Source organism: Xanthomonas sp. NCPPB 3570, from assembly GCF_056725115.1.
The window spans coordinates 2248333-2266156 of sequence record NZ_CM161513.1 but is presented as its reverse complement, the minus strand read 5'-3'; the positions used below and the strand labels follow the sequence as shown (position 1 = coordinate 2266156).

General features: G+C 68.5%; 18 protein-coding genes. 16 read left to right on the top strand and 2 right to left on the bottom strand.

From position 1 onward, the window contains the following. Positions 1-22: 22 nt before the first annotated feature. On the bottom strand, positions 23-472 hold the full coding sequence (locus AC1PLR_RS09935; RefSeq protein WP_481103424.1) for a hypothetical protein: 450 nt from the start codon (positions 470-472) through the stop codon (positions 23-25). Between the two features lie 1121 nt (positions 473-1593). Then, a complete protein-coding gene (locus AC1PLR_RS09930) occupies positions 1594-2034 on the bottom strand; it encodes a hypothetical protein (RefSeq protein WP_481103423.1) in 441 nt (146 codons plus the stop codon). A gap of 151 nt (positions 2035-2185) precedes the next feature. Here AC1PLR_RS09930 and AC1PLR_RS09925 point away from each other — a divergent pair, with 151 nt between their 5' ends. From AC1PLR_RS09925 to fliR, 16 genes are all read left to right on the top strand, one after another. Next, positions 2186-5710: a glycosyltransferase gene (locus tag AC1PLR_RS09925; RefSeq protein WP_481103422.1), complete on the top strand. Its 3525-nt coding sequence runs from the start codon at positions 2186-2188 to the stop codon at positions 5708-5710. A gap of 251 nt (positions 5711-5961) precedes the next feature. Beyond that, complete coding sequence (gene fliE / locus AC1PLR_RS09920) at positions 5962-6324, top strand: flagellar hook-basal body complex protein FliE (protein ID WP_481103421.1); 363 nt, start codon at positions 5962-5964, stop codon at positions 6322-6324. A gap of 12 nt (positions 6325-6336) precedes the next feature. Continuing rightward, positions 6337-8058: a flagellar basal-body MS-ring/collar protein FliF gene (gene fliF / locus AC1PLR_RS09915; protein ID WP_481103420.1), complete on the top strand. Its 1722-nt coding sequence runs from the start codon at positions 6337-6339 to the stop codon at positions 8056-8058. Positions 8059-8068: 10 nt separating this feature from the next. Next, on the top strand, positions 8069-9058 hold the full coding sequence (fliG, locus tag AC1PLR_RS09910; protein ID WP_017912588.1) for a flagellar motor switch protein FliG: 990 nt from the start codon (positions 8069-8071) through the stop codon (positions 9056-9058). After that, the gene (locus AC1PLR_RS09905; RefSeq protein WP_010341651.1) at positions 9055-9678 is read left to right on the top strand and encodes a FliH/SctL family protein; all 624 of its coding nucleotides are present in this window, start codon (positions 9055-9057) and stop codon (positions 9676-9678) included. The genes fliG and AC1PLR_RS09905 overlap by 4 nt, the downstream gene beginning before the upstream one ends. After that, entirely contained in the window at positions 9675-11051 is a 1377-nt protein-coding gene (fliI, locus tag AC1PLR_RS09900) for a flagellar protein export ATPase FliI (RefSeq protein WP_481098196.1), read from the top strand. Before AC1PLR_RS09905 ends, fliI begins: the two co-directional genes overlap by 4 nt. A gap of 3 nt (positions 11052-11054) precedes the next feature. Further along, a complete protein-coding gene (fliJ, locus tag AC1PLR_RS09895; protein ID WP_010341649.1) occupies positions 11055-11516 on the top strand; it encodes a flagellar export protein FliJ in 462 nt (153 codons plus the stop codon). Beyond that, positions 11513-12829 (top strand): flagellar hook-length control protein FliK, encoded by a 1317-nt coding sequence (locus tag AC1PLR_RS09890; RefSeq protein WP_481103419.1) that lies wholly within the window; start codon positions 11513-11515, stop codon positions 12827-12829. The genes fliJ and AC1PLR_RS09890 overlap by 4 nt, the downstream gene beginning before the upstream one ends. Positions 12830-13078: 249 nt before the next feature. Continuing rightward, a complete protein-coding gene (locus AC1PLR_RS09885) occupies positions 13079-13597 on the top strand; it encodes a flagellar basal body-associated FliL family protein (RefSeq protein WP_019800353.1) in 519 nt (172 codons plus the stop codon). A gap of 12 nt (positions 13598-13609) precedes the next feature. Next, the gene (gene fliM / locus AC1PLR_RS09880; RefSeq protein ID WP_010343864.1) at positions 13610-14617 is read left to right on the top strand and encodes a flagellar motor switch protein FliM; all 1008 of its coding nucleotides are present in this window, start codon (positions 13610-13612) and stop codon (positions 14615-14617) included. Beyond that, positions 14614-14952, top strand: coding sequence for a flagellar motor switch protein FliN (fliN, locus tag AC1PLR_RS09875; RefSeq protein ID WP_010343865.1), 339 nt, complete (start codon positions 14614-14616; stop codon positions 14950-14952). Before fliM ends, fliN begins: the two co-directional genes overlap by 4 nt. Continuing rightward, positions 14949-15365, top strand: coding sequence for a flagellar biosynthetic protein FliO (gene fliO / locus AC1PLR_RS09870; RefSeq protein ID WP_481098198.1), 417 nt, complete (start codon positions 14949-14951; stop codon positions 15363-15365). Before fliN ends, fliO begins: the two co-directional genes overlap by 4 nt. 2 nt (positions 15366-15367) lie before the next feature. Continuing rightward, positions 15368-16198: a flagellar type III secretion system pore protein FliP gene (fliP, locus tag AC1PLR_RS09865; protein WP_029562219.1), complete on the top strand. Its 831-nt coding sequence runs from the start codon at positions 15368-15370 to the stop codon at positions 16196-16198. A 3-nt stretch (positions 16199-16201) separates the two neighbouring features. Beyond that, positions 16202-16471, top strand: coding sequence for a flagellar biosynthetic protein FliQ (locus AC1PLR_RS09860; RefSeq protein WP_010343869.1), 270 nt, complete (start codon positions 16202-16204; stop codon positions 16469-16471). A 5-nt stretch (positions 16472-16476) separates the two neighbouring features. Next, positions 16477-17004 carry a hypothetical protein gene (locus tag AC1PLR_RS09855; protein ID WP_481103418.1) on the top strand — a complete coding sequence of 176 codons (528 nt, stop codon included), beginning with the start codon at positions 16477-16479 and terminating at the stop codon, positions 17002-17004. After that, on the top strand, positions 17004-17795 hold the full coding sequence (gene fliR, locus AC1PLR_RS09850; RefSeq protein WP_209029218.1) for a flagellar biosynthetic protein FliR: 792 nt from the start codon (positions 17004-17006) through the stop codon (positions 17793-17795). The genes AC1PLR_RS09855 and fliR overlap by 1 nt, the downstream gene beginning before the upstream one ends. Positions 17796-17824: the final 29 nt, after the last annotated feature.

Here is a 17824-nt window from a genome sequence, read left to right as displayed (position 1 = left end):
ACAGCACCAATTCAAATTGCCATCAATTCACAAACCAGCGCATCGCATAGACATACTTCGACTTTGAAATGAGTTCACCGCTGCCGAGCCTCATGTCGGCCTCGGCATACTCCCCCGAGGTATTGATGAGGAAATGGGCCGAAAAAGGCGGGTTGCTGGGTTCGCCGAATTGGCTGCCCATACCGATATTCATCGCGTAATCGTCGTGCCCGACACACACCAGAGCCTGCGAAGAGTCAAGCTTCATGGATGTATTCGTGCAAAGAACGCCCCAGGTGTGCTGCGTATTCTGGTTCGGCGCCGTCACCAACACCTTGAGGTCCGCACCATTGTCCACGGCCGTGCGCAGCGACTGCAAAGAACCAGCCGAGACATTCCCATTGGCGTCCGTCGCATAGACCAACGTCCAAGCCTGCGAAGCACCCGCCGTCAGAACGAGCGCGCTGAAAACCAAAGCTTTGAGCCTGATCATATTTCCCCCTATGAGTTGAGATGAAGCGCGTTCACGATATCAACAAGGCATGACGTTACGATTTCTGCTCACCACCGCAGCATTCGACGCTTTGACAGATCCATTCCCCAATCTCGCGAACGTAACAGGCAAGGCGGAGGCGGAAAGGCAACACGCATTGCGCATGACACCCTGCCTGCCGACATAGCGGATGGCACGCATCGCGCGATACCGCCTCCTCGGCAAAAGTCGCCAACCAAAGCGTATCGGCGTTTCACTCCTCACCGACCGCGACCAGCCCGGCATCGGCGAGCCGGGCCACGCCAACTTCCGCCAGGGCGCGCGCGGATGGCTTGGTAAGACGGCAATAGGGCATCCGCCAGGTCACTGTGACGCCGCTTGCGGCGGCCCGGGTACGCCGGTGCATCTCGCACGCATCTGCGCGCAACTTGCTTTGCGCAACTCGAAGGCGCAGCGGACGGTCACAACTGCGCAACGCGACCTGTTGGACGTGTCTGTACCATCCCAATCGGCGTCGTGCTCAAAAGCATAGACAGCCCCACCGTGCCCCCAGCCGCATGTCAACCAGGAGAACTTCACGTAAAAAATAAACGCACCAAAATCACATTCGAAATAAACCCGCCATCGTATACACAAGCACTTAGTGAGGTGGTCCAATGGAAATTTCGGGAAAAGGAAGTATCGCCCCCATCGGGGCTAAATTCGCGAACATTGGAGTTTCGGCGAATGTAGTCACGCAAGTCGTGTCCCCTACTGACAACCAGTATGGCCTTGTAGTTCGTACATGTAGTCTAAGTGGCGCGTCAACTGCGATAGGCCTGGCTGTCTATGCAGATACGTCGGCACCCTCGGGATATGGGGATGGAACCAAGAGAGTGATATTTTTAGGTGTCGCGCCTCCATCGGACCACTTCCCTTATCAAGTCTATATTCCACCAGGAAATGGGATATGGCTAGTCACAAACGGAAACGGAAGTATAAATATCACGTACGATCTATTGGACCGCTTTCCTACGGGTGTGTAATTCACACTGGCATGCCGCTCATTGACGAGCGGCGTGCTTTTTCGTCGGCCAAATACCGCCTTTGAAAGCGCGTCCGATGGACGCTCTGCAGTCATCTCAATCGACGTACCATTGCATTGCAAAAACATAGGAAGAACGTGAAACAAGTGTACCGTTCCCCATGTCGATATTGGCCTGGACGTACTGGCCAGAAGTATTAAGCAAAAAATGCACGGATTGAGGCGGATTGCTCACACCGCCAAATTGGCTCCCCATTGAAATATTCATACCAAGGCCTTGATTGCTTACGCAAACAACAGCCTGAGATGCATCCAATTTAACCGAGGTATTCGTACAAGGCACCGCCCAGACGTGTTCGTTAGGAGCGGTAACGAGCACCTTCACGTTTGCCCCACTATTCAGTGCCGTACGAAGGGTCTGGAGAGAGCCAGACACTACGTTGCCATTCGCGTCGGTTGCATAGACGAGTGTTGATGCCTGCGAATTGAATGAAAGGACCCCAAGAACCACAACCGCCAAGACCTTTTTGAAGATCATTTTTCGCCCCATTCCATATATTGAAGGAATTCACATAACCCAGTTGGTCATGCGATAGCCAGAAGTATCATGCTCGTGGGTCATACGCCACCACCCCTGCTGGCATGGCTATTGCATCCCGGAGATGCCCTTTTTGGATGACGATGTCTCGATGAGTGATCCCGCCGTAGTCAGCATCGTCATGCCGACCTATAAGGCCCGCTACTTCGAGCAGGCGCTCGACAGCGTGCTGGCCCAGACCTATCCGGCGCTGGAACTGGTCATCTGCGACGACAACCCCGACGACACGATCGCCGAGGTGGTGGAGCGCAAGCGCGGCTTGGCACGGTTCCCGATCCGCTACGAACGCAACCCGAGCCGCCTCGGCGAACTCGGCAGCACCGCACGCGGCATCGCCCTGGCCCAGGGCGAGTATGTGAAGTTCCTGCACGACGACGACGTGCTGGCGCCGGATTGCGTGGCCGCGCTGGTTGCGGCGATGCAGAGTGCGCCGGACGTGCTGCTGGCCTCCTCGCGCCGCCAGCGCATCGACAGCCACGGCGCGCCGCTGGAGGACATTCCGGCTACCGCCTTCCCGTTCGCCGGCGATGTGCTGCTGGACGGGCCGGAGCTGCTGTCGTTCCTGGCCGACCACACCATCAACTTCGTCGGCGAGCCCAGCTGCGTGCTGTGCCGGCGCAGCGACCTGCTGGAGATCGGCGACGAGCTGATGACGCTGGCCGGCAAGGTCATCAACTGGGTCGGCGACCTGGCGCTGTACGCCAAGCTGCTGCACCGCGGCCACCTGGCGCTGCTGGCAAAGCCCTTGACCCGGTTCCGGGTATCGGAAGAGCAATACAGCCAGGCCGGCCGCGACCAGCCCGGCATCGGCGACCAGGGGCATGCCAACTTCCGCCAGGGCGTGCGCGCCATGGGCTGGTACCGGGGCGATGGCGACGTCCGCCAGGTCACGGTGACGCCGCTGGGCGGCGGCCCAGGCACGCCGGTGGACCTGCTGCAGGCGATCCAGGACGCTTACGCGCGGGTCTGCGTGCAGGCCGCGCTGCGCGACTGGCAGGCGCGGCGGACGCTGACGCCGGCGCAACGCGACCTCCTCGAGGCGCGCCTGGACGCCCTCGGCGGCGCGCCGCGGCTGGCCGTGCTGGTCGACGCACGCGGCGCCGACCGTGCCGCGCTGGACGCCACGCTGGACAGCCTGCTGCTGGACGGCGCGCCGTTCGCGCAGGTGCAGGCGCTGGTGCTGGGCGACGCCCCCCTGCCCGCGTGGCCGGACCCGCGGGTCCGGATCCTGCCAGCGCTGCCGACCGAGGCCGATGCCGCGGCGCTGTCCGCCGCGCTGGACGCCTCTCCGGCCAGCGACTGGTGCCTGCGCGTGGTCGCGGGCAGCCGTTTTTACACCGGCGGCTTGCTGCGGCTGCTGCTGGAACTGGCGCAGCAGCCGCAATGCAACGCGCTGTATGCGGACGAATGGTTGGCCGTGGACGCGGACACCCTGGCGCCGCTGCTGCGTCCCGATCCGGACCTGGACCTGCTGCTGGGCAATCCGCTGGTCACCGCCGGCCACTGGGTGTTCCGGCGCGCCGCGGTGCAGGCGCTGGGCGGCTTCGATCCGGCCTACGACGGCGCCAGTGAGCTGGAGCTGATCCTGCGCCTGTTCCTGCGCGACGGCGGCGACGGCATCGTGCACCTGCCCGAGCCGCTGCTGGTCGCCACGCCGGCCAGCGCCGAGACTGGCAGCCAGGCGCGCCAACGTGCGATCGCCGCGCACCTGCAGGGCCGCGGCTATCCGCAGGCCACGGTCGAGCCGCTGCCGGGTGGCCTGTTCCGCATCGACTACGGCCATGCCGCGCAGCCGCCGGTCTCGATCGTGCTGTTGGCGCAGGACAACCTGCCGGCGCTGCAGCGCGCAGTGGTCAGCCTGCTCGAACGGACCGCCTACCCGGCCTACGAACTGCTGCTGGTGGACAATGCCAGCCAGGCGCCGGAGATCACCGCGTGGATGCAGGCGGTCGCCGAACTGGGCAACGGCCGCATCCGCGTGTTCGCCCTGGAACAGCGGGTCTCCCAGGCCGAGGCGCACAACCTCGCCGCCACCCAGGCGCAAGGCGAGTACCTCTTGTTCCTCGACGCCGACAGCGCCGCGGTGCAGGACGGCTGGCTGCACGCGCTGATGAACCACGCGCAGCGGCCCGAGGTCGGCATCGTCGGCGCCAAGGGGGTCTCCGCCGATGGCCGCATCACCCATGCCGGCCTGCTGCCGGGGCTGCTGGCCGGCGCCGGCCATGCCTTCACCGGTGAGGCGATGGCCCAGCCCGGCTACATGGGCCGCTTGCAGGTGGCGCACCGCTACAGCGCGGTGTCGGCGCACTGCCTGCTGGTGCGGCGGGCGTTGTTCGAACACCTGTCCGGCTTCGACGCGGCCGGCTTCGCCGCCGGCGGTGCCGACGTGGATCTGTGCCTGCGCGCTGCCGCGGCCGGCGCCTGGACCGTGTGGACGCCACAGGCGCTGCTGTTGCAGCCGGCCCCGGCCACCCGCAGCGAGGCGGCCGACGACGCCCTGCTGCAACGCTGGCTGCCGGCGCTGGCGCAGGATCCGGCGTATTCGCCCAGTCTGGGCCTGGACCAGCCCGGCGGTTTCCAGCTGACCGAGTCCGAATTCTCCTGGCAGCCGCTGGCGTGGAAGCCGCTGCCGCGGGTGCTCGCCCACCCGGGCGACACCTTCGGCAGCGGCCAGTACCGGGTGATCCAGCCGTTCCAGGCGCTGGCCGAGGCGGGGCAGATCGACGGCCTGTACTACGCGCGCCTGCTCGATCCGGTGGAGCTGCAGCGCATCGGCGCCGACGCGGTGGTGCTGCAGCGCCGGGTCGGCGATGCGGAACTGGCACGGATGGAGCGCATGCGCCGGTTCGGCAATGCCTTCATGGTCTACGAACTGGACGACTACCTGCCCAATCTGCCGCTGAAGAGCGCGCATCGCGAGCAGATGCCCAAGGACGTGCTGCGTTCGCTGCGGCGTGCCGCCACCTTGGTGGACCGGGTCACCGTCTCAACGCCGGACTTGGCCGAAGCGCTGGCCGGCCTGCACGGCGATATCCGCGTGGTGCGCAACCGGCTGGAGCCGCAGCTGTGGGGCGCGTTGCCGGCGCCGGCGGCGTCCGGCGCGGCCAAGCCGCGGGTCGGCTGGGCCGGCGGACTCAGCCACACCGGCGACCTGGAACTGATCGCCGACGTGGTGCAGGCGCTGGCCGACGAGGTGCACTGGGTGTTCATGGGGCTGTGCCCGGAGCGGCTGCGCCGGCACGTGCACGAGGTGCACGCCGGCGTGGACTTCGCCCGCTATCCGCAGGCGCTGGCCGCGCTGGGCCTGGACCTGGCGCTGGCGCCACTGGAAGACAACCTGTTCAACCGCTGCAAGAGCAACCTGCGCCTGCTCGAGTACGGCGCCTGCGGCTATCCGGTGGTGGCCAGCGACCTGCCGCCCTACCGCGACGGCGGGCTGCCGGTCACCCTGGTCAAGAACCGATTCCGCGACTGGGTCAATGCGATCCGCGCGCACCTGGCCGATGCCGACGCGCGGGCGGCGGCCGGCGCTGACCTGCGCGCGGCGGTACAGCGCGACTGGATGTTGCAGGGCGCCAACCTGCAGGAGTGGCGGGCGGCCTGGCTGCCGGACTGAGGCCGCCCTTCCCGCCGAGTTGAGGTCGCCGCGCCGGCGCCCGACCGTGACGACGCGCACAGCGTCAACCCGCCGACACGTCGCCGGCGCCTGCCCCGCATCGGCGCCGCGGCCGGCGCCGGGAACCCGTCGCCGGCCATCCGATGCCCCCGCCCGCGCCCGCTTGGGTGCCGGGCGGCGCGTGCCGGCCATTTCGGCACACCGCTTGCATTGCATACGGGCAAGCCGTTTCCCGGCAGGGACTTCACCGTATGAGCGACTCCATCAGCTCCATCCTTTCGCAGATCCGCAGCTACCAGGGCCAGGTCGGCCAGGCGGCGCAGACGCGGGTGGGCGATGTCGGCCGCAGCACTGCGATCGAAGGCCTGGGCGGCAGCCAGGGGGTGCAGGGCCCGAGCTTCACCGAGACCCTGCGCAACGCCATCGGCGGCGTGAACGAGGCCCAGCAGAAGTCCGGCGACCTCGCCAAGGCCTTCGAACTGGGCGACCCCAGCGCCGATCTGGCCAAGGTGATGCTGGCCGCACAACAGTCCCAGGTGGCGTTTCGCGCTACCGTGGAAGTCCGCAACCGACTCGTCCAGGCGTACCAGGACGTGATGAACATGCCGCTGTAAGGGTAGAAGACGATGGCGCTTGCGATCAGCAAAGAGACGTTCAGCAGCGAAAAGGCCGGCGCGTGGTTCGACCGCCTGCAGAGCCTGCAGCTCACCCGCCGCATCGGCCTGATGGCGATGATCGCGGTGGCGGTGGCGGCCGGCCTGTTCGTGTTCTTCTGGTCGCAGAAGCCGGCCTATACCCCGCTGTATACCGGTCTGGACGAGAAAGGCACGGCCGAAGCCACCGACCTGCTGCGCACCGCGCAGATCCCGTTCAAGCTCGACCAGGCCACCGGCGCGATCACCGTGCCGGAGGACAAGCTGTACGACGCGCGGCTGAAGCTGGCCGGCTCCGGCCTGACCGACAACGGCAACATGGGCTTCGAGGTCATGGAGAAGGATCCCGGCTTCGGGGTCAGCCAGTTCGTGGAGAACGCGCGCTACCAGCACGCCCTGGAAACCGAACTGGCGCGCACCATCGCCAGCCTGCGCCCGGTGCGCGAGGCGCGGGTGCACCTGGCCATCCCCAAGCCGAGCGCGTTCACCCGCCAGCGTGAGGCTGCCAGCGCCTCGGTGGTGCTGGAACTGCGCGGCGGCACCACCCTGGAACGCAACCAGGTCGATGCGATCGTCAACATGGTCGCCTCCAGCATCCCGGACCTGGCCCCGGACCGCGTCACCGTGGTCGACCAGAGCGGGCGCATGCTGACCATCGCCGACCCCAACAGCGACGCCGCGCTCAATGCCGCCCAGTTCGACCAGGTGCGGCGCCAGGAAAGCGCCTACAACCAGCGCATCCGCGAACTGCTGGAGCCGATGACAGGCCCGGGCCGGGTCAACCCGGAAGTGAACGTGGACATGGACTTCTCGGTGGTCGAGGAAGCGCGCGAGCTGTACAACGGCGACCCGCCGAAGCTGCGCAGCGAGCAGGTCAGCGACAGCAGCACCAGCACCAGCGGTCCGCAGGGCGCGCCCGGCGCGACCAGCAACTCGCCGGGCAGCGCGCCGGGCCAGCCGGGCGCCACCGGCGCCCCGCCCGCCGCGGGCACCACCGGCACCCAGCAGGCCGCCGCCGCGACCCCGACCGAAAGCTCCAAGAGCGCCACCCGCAATTACGAGCTGGACCGCACCCTGCAGCACACCCGGCAGCCGGCCGGACGCATCAAGCGCGTGTCGGTGGCGGTGCTGGTGGACCACGTGATGCGGCCCGGCGCCAAGGGCAAGATGACCGAGCAGGCGCTCAGCGCCGCCGAGCTGACCCGCATCGAAGGCCTGGTCAAGCAGGCGGTGGGCTTCAATGCCGAACGCGGCGACACCGTCTCGGTGATGAACGCCCCGTTCGTCCGCCAGGCCCCGGAAGCGACCGACAAGCCCGGCTGGTGGGAAGATCCGCGGGTGATGAACGTCGCGCGCCTGGTGCTGGGTGCGGCGGTGGTGCTGGCGCTGCTGTTCGGCGTGCTGCGCCCGGCGCTGCGCCAGATCGCCGGTCCCGCACCGGCCGCGGCCGTAGGCCACGACCGCGAGGGCGGCGAGCCGCGCGACGCCAAGCTGTCGATGCTCGACGACGACAACCCGCTGCTGCCGTCGCTGGGCGAGGACACCGCCAGCCTCAGCGGCGGCGCTGGCGGCAACCCCGCCATCGCCCTGCCCGACGCCTACGAAGAGCGGTTGCGTCAGGCCCGCGAAGCGGTCAAACAGGATTCCAAGCGCGTGGCGCAGGTCGTGAAGGGATGGGTCGCCAGTGAAGCCTGATGCGAATGCAATGAATGGCACCCAGCGCGCCGCCGTGCTGCTGCTGTCGCTCGGCGAGGCCGATGCGGCCGAGGTGCTCAAGCACATGGACCCCAAGGAGGTGCAGAAGATCGGCATCGCCATGGCGACGCTGAGCGGCATCTCGCGCGACCAGGTCGAGAAGGTCATGGAGGAGTTCAACGCCGAGCTGGGCAGCAAGACCTCGCTGGGCGTGGGCGCCGACGACTACATCCGCAACGTGCTGGTGCAGGCGCTGGGCGCCGACAAGGCCGGCAGCCTGATCGACCGCATCCTGCTGGGCCGCAACACCACCGGCCTGGACACCCTGAAGTGGATGGACCCGCGCTCCATCGCCGACCTGGTGCGCAACGAGCACCCGCAGATCATCGCCATCGTGATGGCGCACCTGGACAGCGACCAGGCCGCCGAAGCGCTGAAGCTGCTGCCCGAGCGCACCCGCGCCGACGTGCTGATGCGCATCGCCACCCTCGACGGCATCCCGCCGCACGCGCTCAACGAGCTCAACGAGATCATGGAGCGGCAGTTCTCCGGCAACCAGAACCTGAAGTCGTCCAACGTGGGCGGGGTCAAGGTCGCCGCCAACATCCTCAACTTCCTGGACAGCGGGTCGGACCAGGGCGTGCTGTCGGCGATCAGCAAGATCGACGCCGACCTGGGCAGCCGCATCCAGGACCTGATGTTCGTGTTCGACAACCTGGTGGAGCTGGACGACCGCGGGCTGCAGACCATGCTGCGCGAAGTCAGCGGCGACCGCCTCGGCCTGGCCCTGCGCGGCGCCGACATCAAGGTGCGCGACAAGATCACCAAGAACATGTCCCAGCGCGCCGCCGAGATCCTGCTGGAAGACATGGAGGCGCGCGGCCCGGTGCGCCTGTCCGACGTGGAGGCCGCGCAGAAGGAGATCCTGGCGATCGTGCGGCGCCTGGCCGATGAGGGCGTGATCAGCCTCGGCGGCAGCGGTGCGGAGGCCATGGTATGAACGGCAACGTGGTGCGCTGGCTGGCGCCGGAACTCGATGCCCCGCCCCCGCTGGCGGCGCAGCCGTACGAGGATGTGCTGCCGGACGAGCCGGTACTGCGCCCGCCGAGCCTGGAGGAGATCCAGGCGATCGAGGCCGCGGCCCAGCACGAAGGCTTCGAACGCGGCCACGCCGAGGGTCTGGCCCAGGGCCAGGCCGAGATCCGCCGCCTGACCGCGCAGATCGAAGGCATCCTGGACAACTTCTCGCGGCCGCTGGCGCGGCTGGAGAACGAAGTGGTCGGTGCGCTCGGCGAACTGGCCGTGCGCATCGCCGGCAGCCTGGTCGGCCGCGCCTACCAGGCCGACCCGGTGCTGCTGTCGGAGCTGGTCGCCGAGGCACTGGACGCGGTCGGCGGCGCGCGCCGCGACGTCGAGGTGCGCCTGCACCCGGACGACATCGCCGCGCTGACCCCGCTGCTGACGCTGATGGACCAGGGCATCCGGCTGGTGCCGGACCTGAGCCTGAGCCGCGGCGACCTGCGCGTGCACGCCGAATCGGTGCGCATCGACGGCACCCTCGAGGCGCGCCTGCGCGCGGCGCTGGAGACGGTGATGCGCAAGTCCGGAGCGGGCCTGTGAGCGCGCTGTCCGGCACCCACCCCGGCGACTGGCTGGATGCGCGCAACCTGCGCCTGGCCGGCCGCCTGGGCAAGCTCGACCTGGACGCGGCCGCCGGCCGCGGCCTGATCCGCGAGGGCATCCTGCGCCGTGCGGTCGGCCTGACCCTGGAAGCGGTCGGCTGCGAGGCGCCGATGGGCGCCACCTGCAAGGTCGAGGTCGACGGCGGCTGGGTCGATGCCGAAGTGGTCGGCTTCTCCGGCGACCGCACCTCGCTGATGCCCAGCGCCGAAACCCACGGCCTGCTGCCCAACGCGCGGGTGGTGCCGCTGCACCGCCGCGGCGGCGTGGAAGTGGGCGAAGGCCTGCTAGGCCGGGTCATCGATTCGGACGGCGTGCCGCTGGACGGCAAGGGCCCGATCCGCGCCGAAGGTTCGGTGGGCATGGCCGGCGTGTCGATCAACCCGCTGGCGCGCGAACCCATCACCACCCCGCTGGACGTGGGCGTGCGCGCGATCAACGCGCTGCTGCCGATCGGCCGCGGCCAGCGCGTGGGCCTGTTCGCCGGCTCCGGCGTCGGCAAGTCCACCCTGCTGGGCATGATGACCCGCTACACCGCCGCCGACGTGATCGTGGTCGGGCTGATCGGCGAACGCGGCCGCGAAGTGCGCGATTTCGTCGAGACCACCCTGGGCGAGGAAGGCCTGCGCCGCGCCGTGGTGGTCGCCGCCCCGGCCGACCGCCCGCCGCTGGCGCGCCTGCACGGCGCCTACCGCGCCACCGCCATCGCCGAATGGTTCCGCGACCAGGGCCTGAACGTGCTGCTGCTGATGGACTCGCTGACCCGCTTCGCCCAGGCGCAGCGCGAGATCGGCCTGTCGGTGGGCGAGCCGCCGACCACCCGCGGCTACCCGCCGTCGGTGTTCGCCAAGCTGCCGGCGCTGGTCGAGCGCGCCGGCAACGGCGCCAAGGGCCGCGGCTCGATCACCGCCTTCTACACCGTGCTCACCGAAGGCGACGATCCGCAGGACCCGATCGCCGACGCCGCGCGCGCCATCCTCGACGGCCACATCCTGCTGTCGCGGCGCGTCGCCGACAGCGGCCTGTATCCGGCCATCGACGTCGAGTCCTCGGTCAGCCGCGTGGTCCAAGACATCGCCGACGAGCCGTGGCGGATGCGCATCCGCTCGCTGAAGCGGCTGGTGGCCGCGTACTCGGCCAACCGCGACCTGATCACCATCGGCGCCTACCAGCGCGGCAACGATCCGGCCGTGGACGAAGCGCTGGAGCGCTGGCCGGAGATCATGGAATTCCTCGGACAGGACGTCGCCAAAGCCGCAGATCTGCCCCACAGCCAGGCCGCCCTCAAGCGCCTGGTCGACCGCGAGAACTAAGCCATGATGCAATCGCAACGTCTCGATCCCCTGCTCCGCCGCGCCCAGCAGCACGAAGACGAGGTCGCCCGCGATCTCGCCGAGCGCCAGCGCGCCCTGGCCACCCACGAGTCGCGGCTGGAGGAACTGCGCCGCTACGCCGAGGAGTACGCCAACAGCCAGATGGCCGCAACCAGCCTGGCGCAACTGGCCAACCGCCGCGCCTTCCTGGACCGGCTGGAGAGCGCGGTGCAGCAGCAATGCCAGACCGTGGACCGCAACCGCGAGAAGGTGGAGATGGAACGCAGCCGGCTGCTGCTGGCCAGCCGCGACAAGCAGGTGCTGGAACAGCTCGCGGCCAGCTACCGCGCGCAGGAACGCAAGGTCGACGACCGCCGCAGCCAGCGCGAGATGGACGACCTCGGCGCGCGCCGCGCGCGCCTGGCGGCCACCGCCGACGAACACGATGACGGAGACGGACGATGAACAACGCGCTTTCGGCGCTGGGCGGCAGCGGCCGCGCCAGCCAGATCGGCGGCGGCAGCGACACCCAGGGCAGCGACCGCAGCGGCGGCAGGGACAAGGACTTCGCCAAGCTGCTCGGTGGCGGCGGCTCGGCGCGCACCACCGCGCCCAAGCCCGCCGCCCGCGAAACGGCCAAGGCGGCGCAGGGTGCCGACAAAGACCAGGCCGACAAGCGCCCGGCCGCCGCGGACGACACCGCCAGCGATCCGGCGCGCAGCGCGCAGGCCGGCGACAAGGTCGCCCAGGACAACGAGAAGAGCAGCACCGAGACCAAGGCCACGGGCAAGGACAAGGCCAAGAACGAGGACAAGCGCGACGACGCCAAGCCGGACGACAGCGCCTGGCCGCCGGCCGGGCTGGCCGGCATCGGCCTGGGCCTGCTGCCGGCGATCGGCGCGGCGGTCCTGCCGGCCGCCTCCGCGACCCCGCTGGGTGCGGCGGCCGGGCTGGCGGTCGGCGTCGCCGGCGCCGTGGCCAATGGCGTGGGCGCCCTGCTCGGCGGCGACGCCGCCGCGCAGACCGCGGCCGGTGCCACCGATCCCAACGCCGCCACCGCCGGCAGCGCTGCCGCGACGGCTGGCACCGCGCCCGCGTCCGCCGCCGGCGGCTTCGGCGCGATGCTGCTGGCGCAGGCCGGGTCGGGCGACAAGGCCGGCGGCAGCGACACCGCGGCCCCGCTGGCGGCACTGGCCGCCATCGCCGCCGCGGCCGGCGGCAAGACGGGCGAGAGCGGCGACGCCGCGCCCGCCGCCGACCCCAGCGCCATCGTGCCGACCGCGGCGGCGGCGCCGCTGCACGCCACGACCCGGCTGACCGATCCGCAGCCGTTCACCGGCTCGCCGACGCCGACCCCGAACCTGCACGGCAACCAGTTCGACGAGGAGCTGGGCGCGCGCATCAGCTGGCTCGCCGACCAGAAGATCGGCCATGCCCACATCAAGCTGAATCCGGCCGAGCTGGGCCCGGTCGAGGTGCGCCTGCACATGACCGGCGACCAGGTCAACGCCAGCTTCAGCAGCGCCCAGGCCGACGTGCGCCAGGCGCTGGAGAACAGCCTGCCGCGCCTGCGCGACATGCTCGGCCAGCACGGCTTCCAGCTCGGCCAGGCCGATGTCGGCCAGCAGCAGCCGCAGCAACAGCAGGCCAATCCGCAGGGCACGTCGCGGGGCGGCAGCAGCCTCGGCGGCAGCGAGTTGGGCGACGACCTGTCCGGCAGCGTCGGGATTCCGTCGGTGGTCCTGCGCCAGCGCGGCCTGCTCGACGCCTACGCCTGATCCTGGCGGCGTAGCCGCCGCCCCGGATGGGGCGATGTGTGTGGTGCAGGGGGCGACGGCCCCGGCGTATCTCGGGGGAGTGCGTCGGGGCCGCAACGCTTCCCCTGCCCGAACCCGTTGCCCCGCAAGGGTCTCGCCCGCGCCTGCATGGGCGCTCGGCGCCACCGTCAAACACCCGGCGCGCCAGGCGCCCGGTTTCGGCACGGTGATTGCATCCTCAGGGGCAGACCCCCTTCAGGAGCCCGCTCTGTGTCAGCCGCCGACAAATCCAAGAAAGACGCCAAGGACGCCCCGGAAGGCGGCAAGTCGAAGAAGAAGCTGCTGATCATCGTCGTTGCGGCGGTGCTGGTGCTGGGCGGCGGCGGTGCCGGTGCGTTCTTCTTCCTGAAGAAGCCCGAGGGCGGCCACGCCAAGGCCGAGGCGAAGACCGCCGAGATTCCCAAGCCGGCGCAGTACTTCCCGATGGAACCGGCGTTCGTGGTCAACCTCAACGGCGGCGCGGAAGACGGCCCGCACTATCTGCAGCTCGAAGTGCAGCTGATGACCCGCGACCCGGAAGAGCTGAAGCTGATCACCGAGAACGCCCCGGCGATCCGCGCCAACCTGCTGATGCTGTTCTCGCAGGTGCAGGCGACCGACATCGCCAACATCGACGGCCGCAAGAAGCTGCAGGCCGAGGCGCTGGCCACCGCGCAGAAGCTGATGACCGCCGAGACCGGCAAGAAGTGCGTGGAAGAACTGCTGTTCACCAGCTTCGTCACCCAGTAAGGCGCCGCCGCGATGACCGACCTGCTCTCCCAAGACGAGATCGATGCCCTGCTGCATGGCGTCGACGCCGGCGTGGTGGATACCGAGCCGGCGCCGGCCGAGCCGGGCGAAGCGCGCAGCTACGACTTCTCCAGCCAGGACCGGATCATCCGTGGGCGCATGCCGACCTTGGAGATGGTCAACGAGCGCTTCGCCCGCCTGTGGCGGATCGGCCTGTTCAACCTGATCCGGCGCTCGGCCGACCTGTCGGTGCGCGGCATCGATCTGATCAAGTTCAACGACTACATGCACTCGCTGTACGTGCCGAGCAACCTGAACCTGATCAAGTTCAAGCCGCTGCGCGGCACCGGCCTGATCGTGTTCGAGCCGACCCTGGTGTTCACCGTGGTCGACAACTTCTTCGGCGGCGACGGCCGCTACCCGACCCGCATCGAGGGCCGCGAGTTCACCCCCACCGAGATGCGGGTGATCCAGCTGATGCTCAAGCAGACCTTCGCCGACCTGGCCGAAGCCTGGGCGCCGGTGATGGAGGTGGAGTTCGAGTACCTCAATTCCGAGGTCAACCCGCACTTCGCCAACATCGTCACCCCGCGCGAGTACGTGGTGGTCAGCCGCTTCCACGTGGAGCTGGAAGGCGGCGGCGGCGAGATCCACGTGACTCTGCCGTACTCGATGCTGGAGCCGATCCGCGAACTGCTCGACGCCGGCATCCAGAGCGACCGCGTGGACCGCGACGAGAGCTGGAACATCATGCTGCGCGAGCAGCTGTTCGGCTCGGAGGTGACCATTTCCAGCGTGCTGGCGCAGAAACAGATGAGCCTGCGCGAGCTGACCCGGCTGAAGATCGGCGACGTGCTGCCGATCGACCTGCCCAAGCAGGTACCGCTGTGCGTGGAGAACATCCCGGTGTTCACCGGTGAGTTCGGCATCTCGCACGGCCAGAACGCGGTGAAGATCACCGCCACCCATCCCCCCGGCGCGCTGCGCCGCCGCCCCGCTCTCCAGGAAGACCTGCCATGACCCAGACCGATCCCACCCAGCCGGCGCCGGCCCAGTTCGACAGCCTGCAGCCGGATGCCATGGCCGAGTCCAACGACCTGAACCTGGACGTGATCCTGGACGTGCCGGTGACCCTGTCGCTGGAAGTGGGCCGCAGCCGCATCCCGATCCGCAACCTGCTGCAGCTCAACCAGGGCTCGGTGGTGGAGCTGGAGCGCGGCGCCGGCGAACCGCTGGACGTGTACGTCAACGGCACCCTGATCGCACACGGCGAGGTGGTGACCATCAACGACCGCTTCGGCGTGCGCCTGACCGACGTGGTCAGCCCCAGCGAGCGCATCCGGAGACTGCGGTGAGCCTGCTGCTCGCCGTCGCCGCGCAGACCGCCAAGCACGGCTCGGGCGTCGGCAGCGCGGCGCCGTCGGCGCCCAGCCTGGTCGGTGCGGTGTTCGCGCTGCTGCTGGTGCTGGGGCTGATCCTGGCCATGGCCTGGGTGCTCAAGCGCCTGCCCGGCAGCGGCTTCCGCCCGGCGCAGGGCCTGCGCGTGGTCGCCAGCCTGGCGGTCGGCGCCAAGGAACGGGTGGTGGTGGTCGAGGTCAACGGCGAACAGCTGCTGCTCGGCGTCTCGCCCGGCGGGGTACGCACCTTGCATCACCTGCCCGAGCCGCTGCCGCAGGCGCCCGCGCCGACCCTGCCCTCGATCAAGCAGTTCAAGCAGCTTCCCGATTTCGCCCAGCTTCTGGCGCAAAAGCTGCGCAAGGACAAATGACCATGCCGTTTTTCTGGAACCGCAACGCCCGCCGCCTGCGCCTGCTGCTGATCCTGTTGACGCTGAGCCTGCTGCCCGCGTTCGCCTGGGCGCAGGCCAAGCCGGCGCCGGCCACCACGCCGACCGCGCAGGCCCCGCAGAACGCCGCGCCCACCCTGCCCTCGCTGCCGGAGGTCAACGTCGGCAAGATCGGCGCGCAGCCGGTGAGCCTGCCGCTGCAGACCCTGCTGCTGATGACGGCCATCACCCTGCTGCCGTCGCTGCTGCTGGTGCTGACCGCCTTCACCCGCATCACCATCGTGCTCGGCCTGCTGCGGCAGGCGCTGGGTACCGGGCAGACGCCGTCCAACCAGGTGCTGATGGGCCTGGCGCTGTTCCTGACCGCGCTGGTGATGATGCCGGTGTGGGAAAAGGCCTGGGGCCAGGGCATGAGCCCGTATCTCAACGGCCAGATCGATTTCCAGACCGCGTGGACGCTGACCACGCAGCCGCTGCGCGCGTTCATGCTGGCGCAGGTGCGCGAGACCGATCTGATGACCTTCGCCGGCATGGCCGGCAATGGCACCTACAGCGGCCCGGATGCGGTGCCGTTCCAGGTGCTGGTGGCCTCGTTCGTCACCAGCGAGCTGAAGACGGCGTTCGAGATCGGCTTTCTGATCTTCATCCCGTTCGTGATCATCGATCTGGTGGTGGCCAGCGTGCTGATGTCGATGGGCATGATGATGATGTCGCCGATGCTGATCTCGGCGCCGTTCAAGATCCTGCTGTTCGTGCTGGTCGACGGGTGGGTGCTGACGGTCGGCACGCTGGCCGCCAGTTTCAACGGGGTCTGAGCCATGAGTCCGGAGCTGGCGTTGACCGAGTTGCGTGGCGGGTTGATCACGGTGTTGTGGGTGGCGGGGCCGTTGTTGCTGGCGATGTTGGCGGTGGGTGTGGTGATCGGTGTGTTCCAGGCGGCGACGCAGCTCAATGAGCCGACCATTGCGTTCATCGCGAAGGTGGTGGCGTTGACGGCGATGTTGTTCGCGACGGGGAGCATGTTGCTGGCGCATCTGGTGGAGTACACGACGATGCTGTTTCAGCGTATTCCGCATTTGATTGGGTAGCGGGGATGGCTGCTCTGAGCCACCGTCTCGCGATTGGATCGCTTTTGTCTGGGAAACGGCAATATCTTTCGCCTTACGGCGAGCCGTTTGAAAAGCAAAAGCTTTCGCCTGGCGGCGAGTCACTTTTCTTTGCTTGTGCAAAGAAAAGTAACCAAAAGAAAGCACACCCCGCCTTCGCGCCCGCTACGCGGGTCCGCTCCGCTCACGGGATTTTCGGACGGGGCATCCTGCCCCGGCCGAAAACGGCGCACATCCATGTGCGCCGCCCCCCTGCGGGGGGTTTTGCCCGCCAGCTCCGCCGCTGCGGAGGGGACCCGGTGGAGCAAGAGCAAAACAACAGCAAAAACAACGGCAACGGCAACGGCAAAAGCAAAAGCTATAGCTGCGGCCATGTGGGCGTTGCCTTGAGTGCCGGTCGTGCGGTTTCAGTTGTTGTTCGCGGACTCGCTGGTGCGTCTTCGGCTGCGGGCCTCTCGCGTTACGTAGTAGGCGCTGGCCGTTCCTTCGTGATGTCTGCCGGGATCTCGGGCTGATGGATGCCGCCACGCAAATGGTCGTCGATGGATCGCGGGCGTTCGCGATGATCGGGGCGGTGCTGTGGACGATGCTGCGGATCGGGGCGATGTTGACGGTGATGCCGATGGTCGGGAGCAAGGCGGTGCCGGGGCGGGTGCGGGTGATCCTGGCCGGGACGCTGGCCATCGCGCTGGCGCCGATCCTGCCGCCGGTGCCGGATTGGGATGGGTTCAATGCCGCGGTGGTGCTCAGCGTGGCCCGGGAGCTGGCGGTGGGGGCCAGCATGGGCTTCATGCTGCGGATGATCTTCGAAGCCGGTGCGATGGCCGGGGAACTGGTCTCGCAGAGCACCGGCCTGGGCTTCGCGCAGATGGCCGATCCGCTGCGCGGAGTCAACTCGCCGGTGATCGGCCAGTGGTTCTACCTGGCCTTCGGCATGATGTTCTTCACCGCCAACGGGCATCTGGCGGTGGTGTCGCTGCTGGTGGAAAGCTACAAGGCGCTGCCGATCGGCACCGCCCTGCCCGATGCGCAGGCCATGGCCTCGGTCGCGCCGAACTTCTTCATGAGCATCATGCGCGGGGCGGTGACCCTGGCGCTGCCGGTGATGGTGGCGATGATGGCGGTGAACCTGGCCTTCGGCGCGCTGGCCAAGGCGGCGCCGTCGCTGAACCCGATCCAGCTCGGCCTGCCGGTGGCGGTGGTACTGGGCCTGGCGCTGCTGGCGGTGCTGGTCGGCGAGATGGGGCCGCCGGTGCAGCGCCTGTTCGATGCCGCCTTCAACGCCGCGCGCGCGCTGACCGCATAGCCGGGACTCAAGCTGCAGCACAACGCGGC

Coding starts and splice junctions, on each gene's coding strand:
- fliN (WP_010343865.1), top strand. CDS start 14,614: ATGACCCAGACCGATCCCACCCAGCCGGCGCCGGCCCAGTTCGACAGC.
- fliE (WP_481103421.1), top strand. CDS start 5,962: ATGAGCGACTCCATCAGCTCCATCCTTTCGCAGATCCGCAGCTACCAG.
- fliJ (WP_010341649.1), top strand. CDS start 11,055: ATGATGCAATCGCAACGTCTCGATCCCCTGCTCCGCCGCGCCCAGCAG.
- AC1PLR_RS09860 (WP_010343869.1), top strand. CDS start 16,202: ATGAGTCCGGAGCTGGCGTTGACCGAGTTGCGTGGCGGGTTGATCACG.
- AC1PLR_RS09890 (WP_481103419.1), top strand. CDS start 11,513: ATGAACAACGCGCTTTCGGCGCTGGGCGGCAGCGGCCGCGCCAGCCAG.
- fliP (WP_029562219.1), top strand. CDS start 15,368: ATGCCGTTTTTCTGGAACCGCAACGCCCGCCGCCTGCGCCTGCTGCTG.
- AC1PLR_RS09935 (WP_481103424.1), bottom strand. CDS start 472: ATGATCAGGCTCAAAGCTTTGGTTTTCAGCGCGCTCGTTCTGACGGCG.
- AC1PLR_RS09905 (WP_010341651.1), top strand. CDS start 9,055: ATGAACGGCAACGTGGTGCGCTGGCTGGCGCCGGAACTCGATGCCCCG.
- fliM (WP_010343864.1), top strand. CDS start 13,610: ATGACCGACCTGCTCTCCCAAGACGAGATCGATGCCCTGCTGCATGGC.
- fliR (WP_209029218.1), top strand. CDS start 17,004: ATGGATGCCGCCACGCAAATGGTCGTCGATGGATCGCGGGCGTTCGCG.
- fliF (WP_481103420.1), top strand. CDS start 6,337: ATGGCGCTTGCGATCAGCAAAGAGACGTTCAGCAGCGAAAAGGCCGGC.
- AC1PLR_RS09930 (WP_481103423.1), bottom strand. CDS start 2,034: ATGATCTTCAAAAAGGTCTTGGCGGTTGTGGTTCTTGGGGTCCTTTCA.
- AC1PLR_RS09925 (WP_481103422.1), top strand. CDS start 2,186: ATGAGTGATCCCGCCGTAGTCAGCATCGTCATGCCGACCTATAAGGCC.
- AC1PLR_RS09855 (WP_481103418.1), top strand. CDS start 16,477: ATGGCTGCTCTGAGCCACCGTCTCGCGATTGGATCGCTTTTGTCTGGG.
- fliG (WP_017912588.1), top strand. CDS start 8,069: ATGAATGGCACCCAGCGCGCCGCCGTGCTGCTGCTGTCGCTCGGCGAG.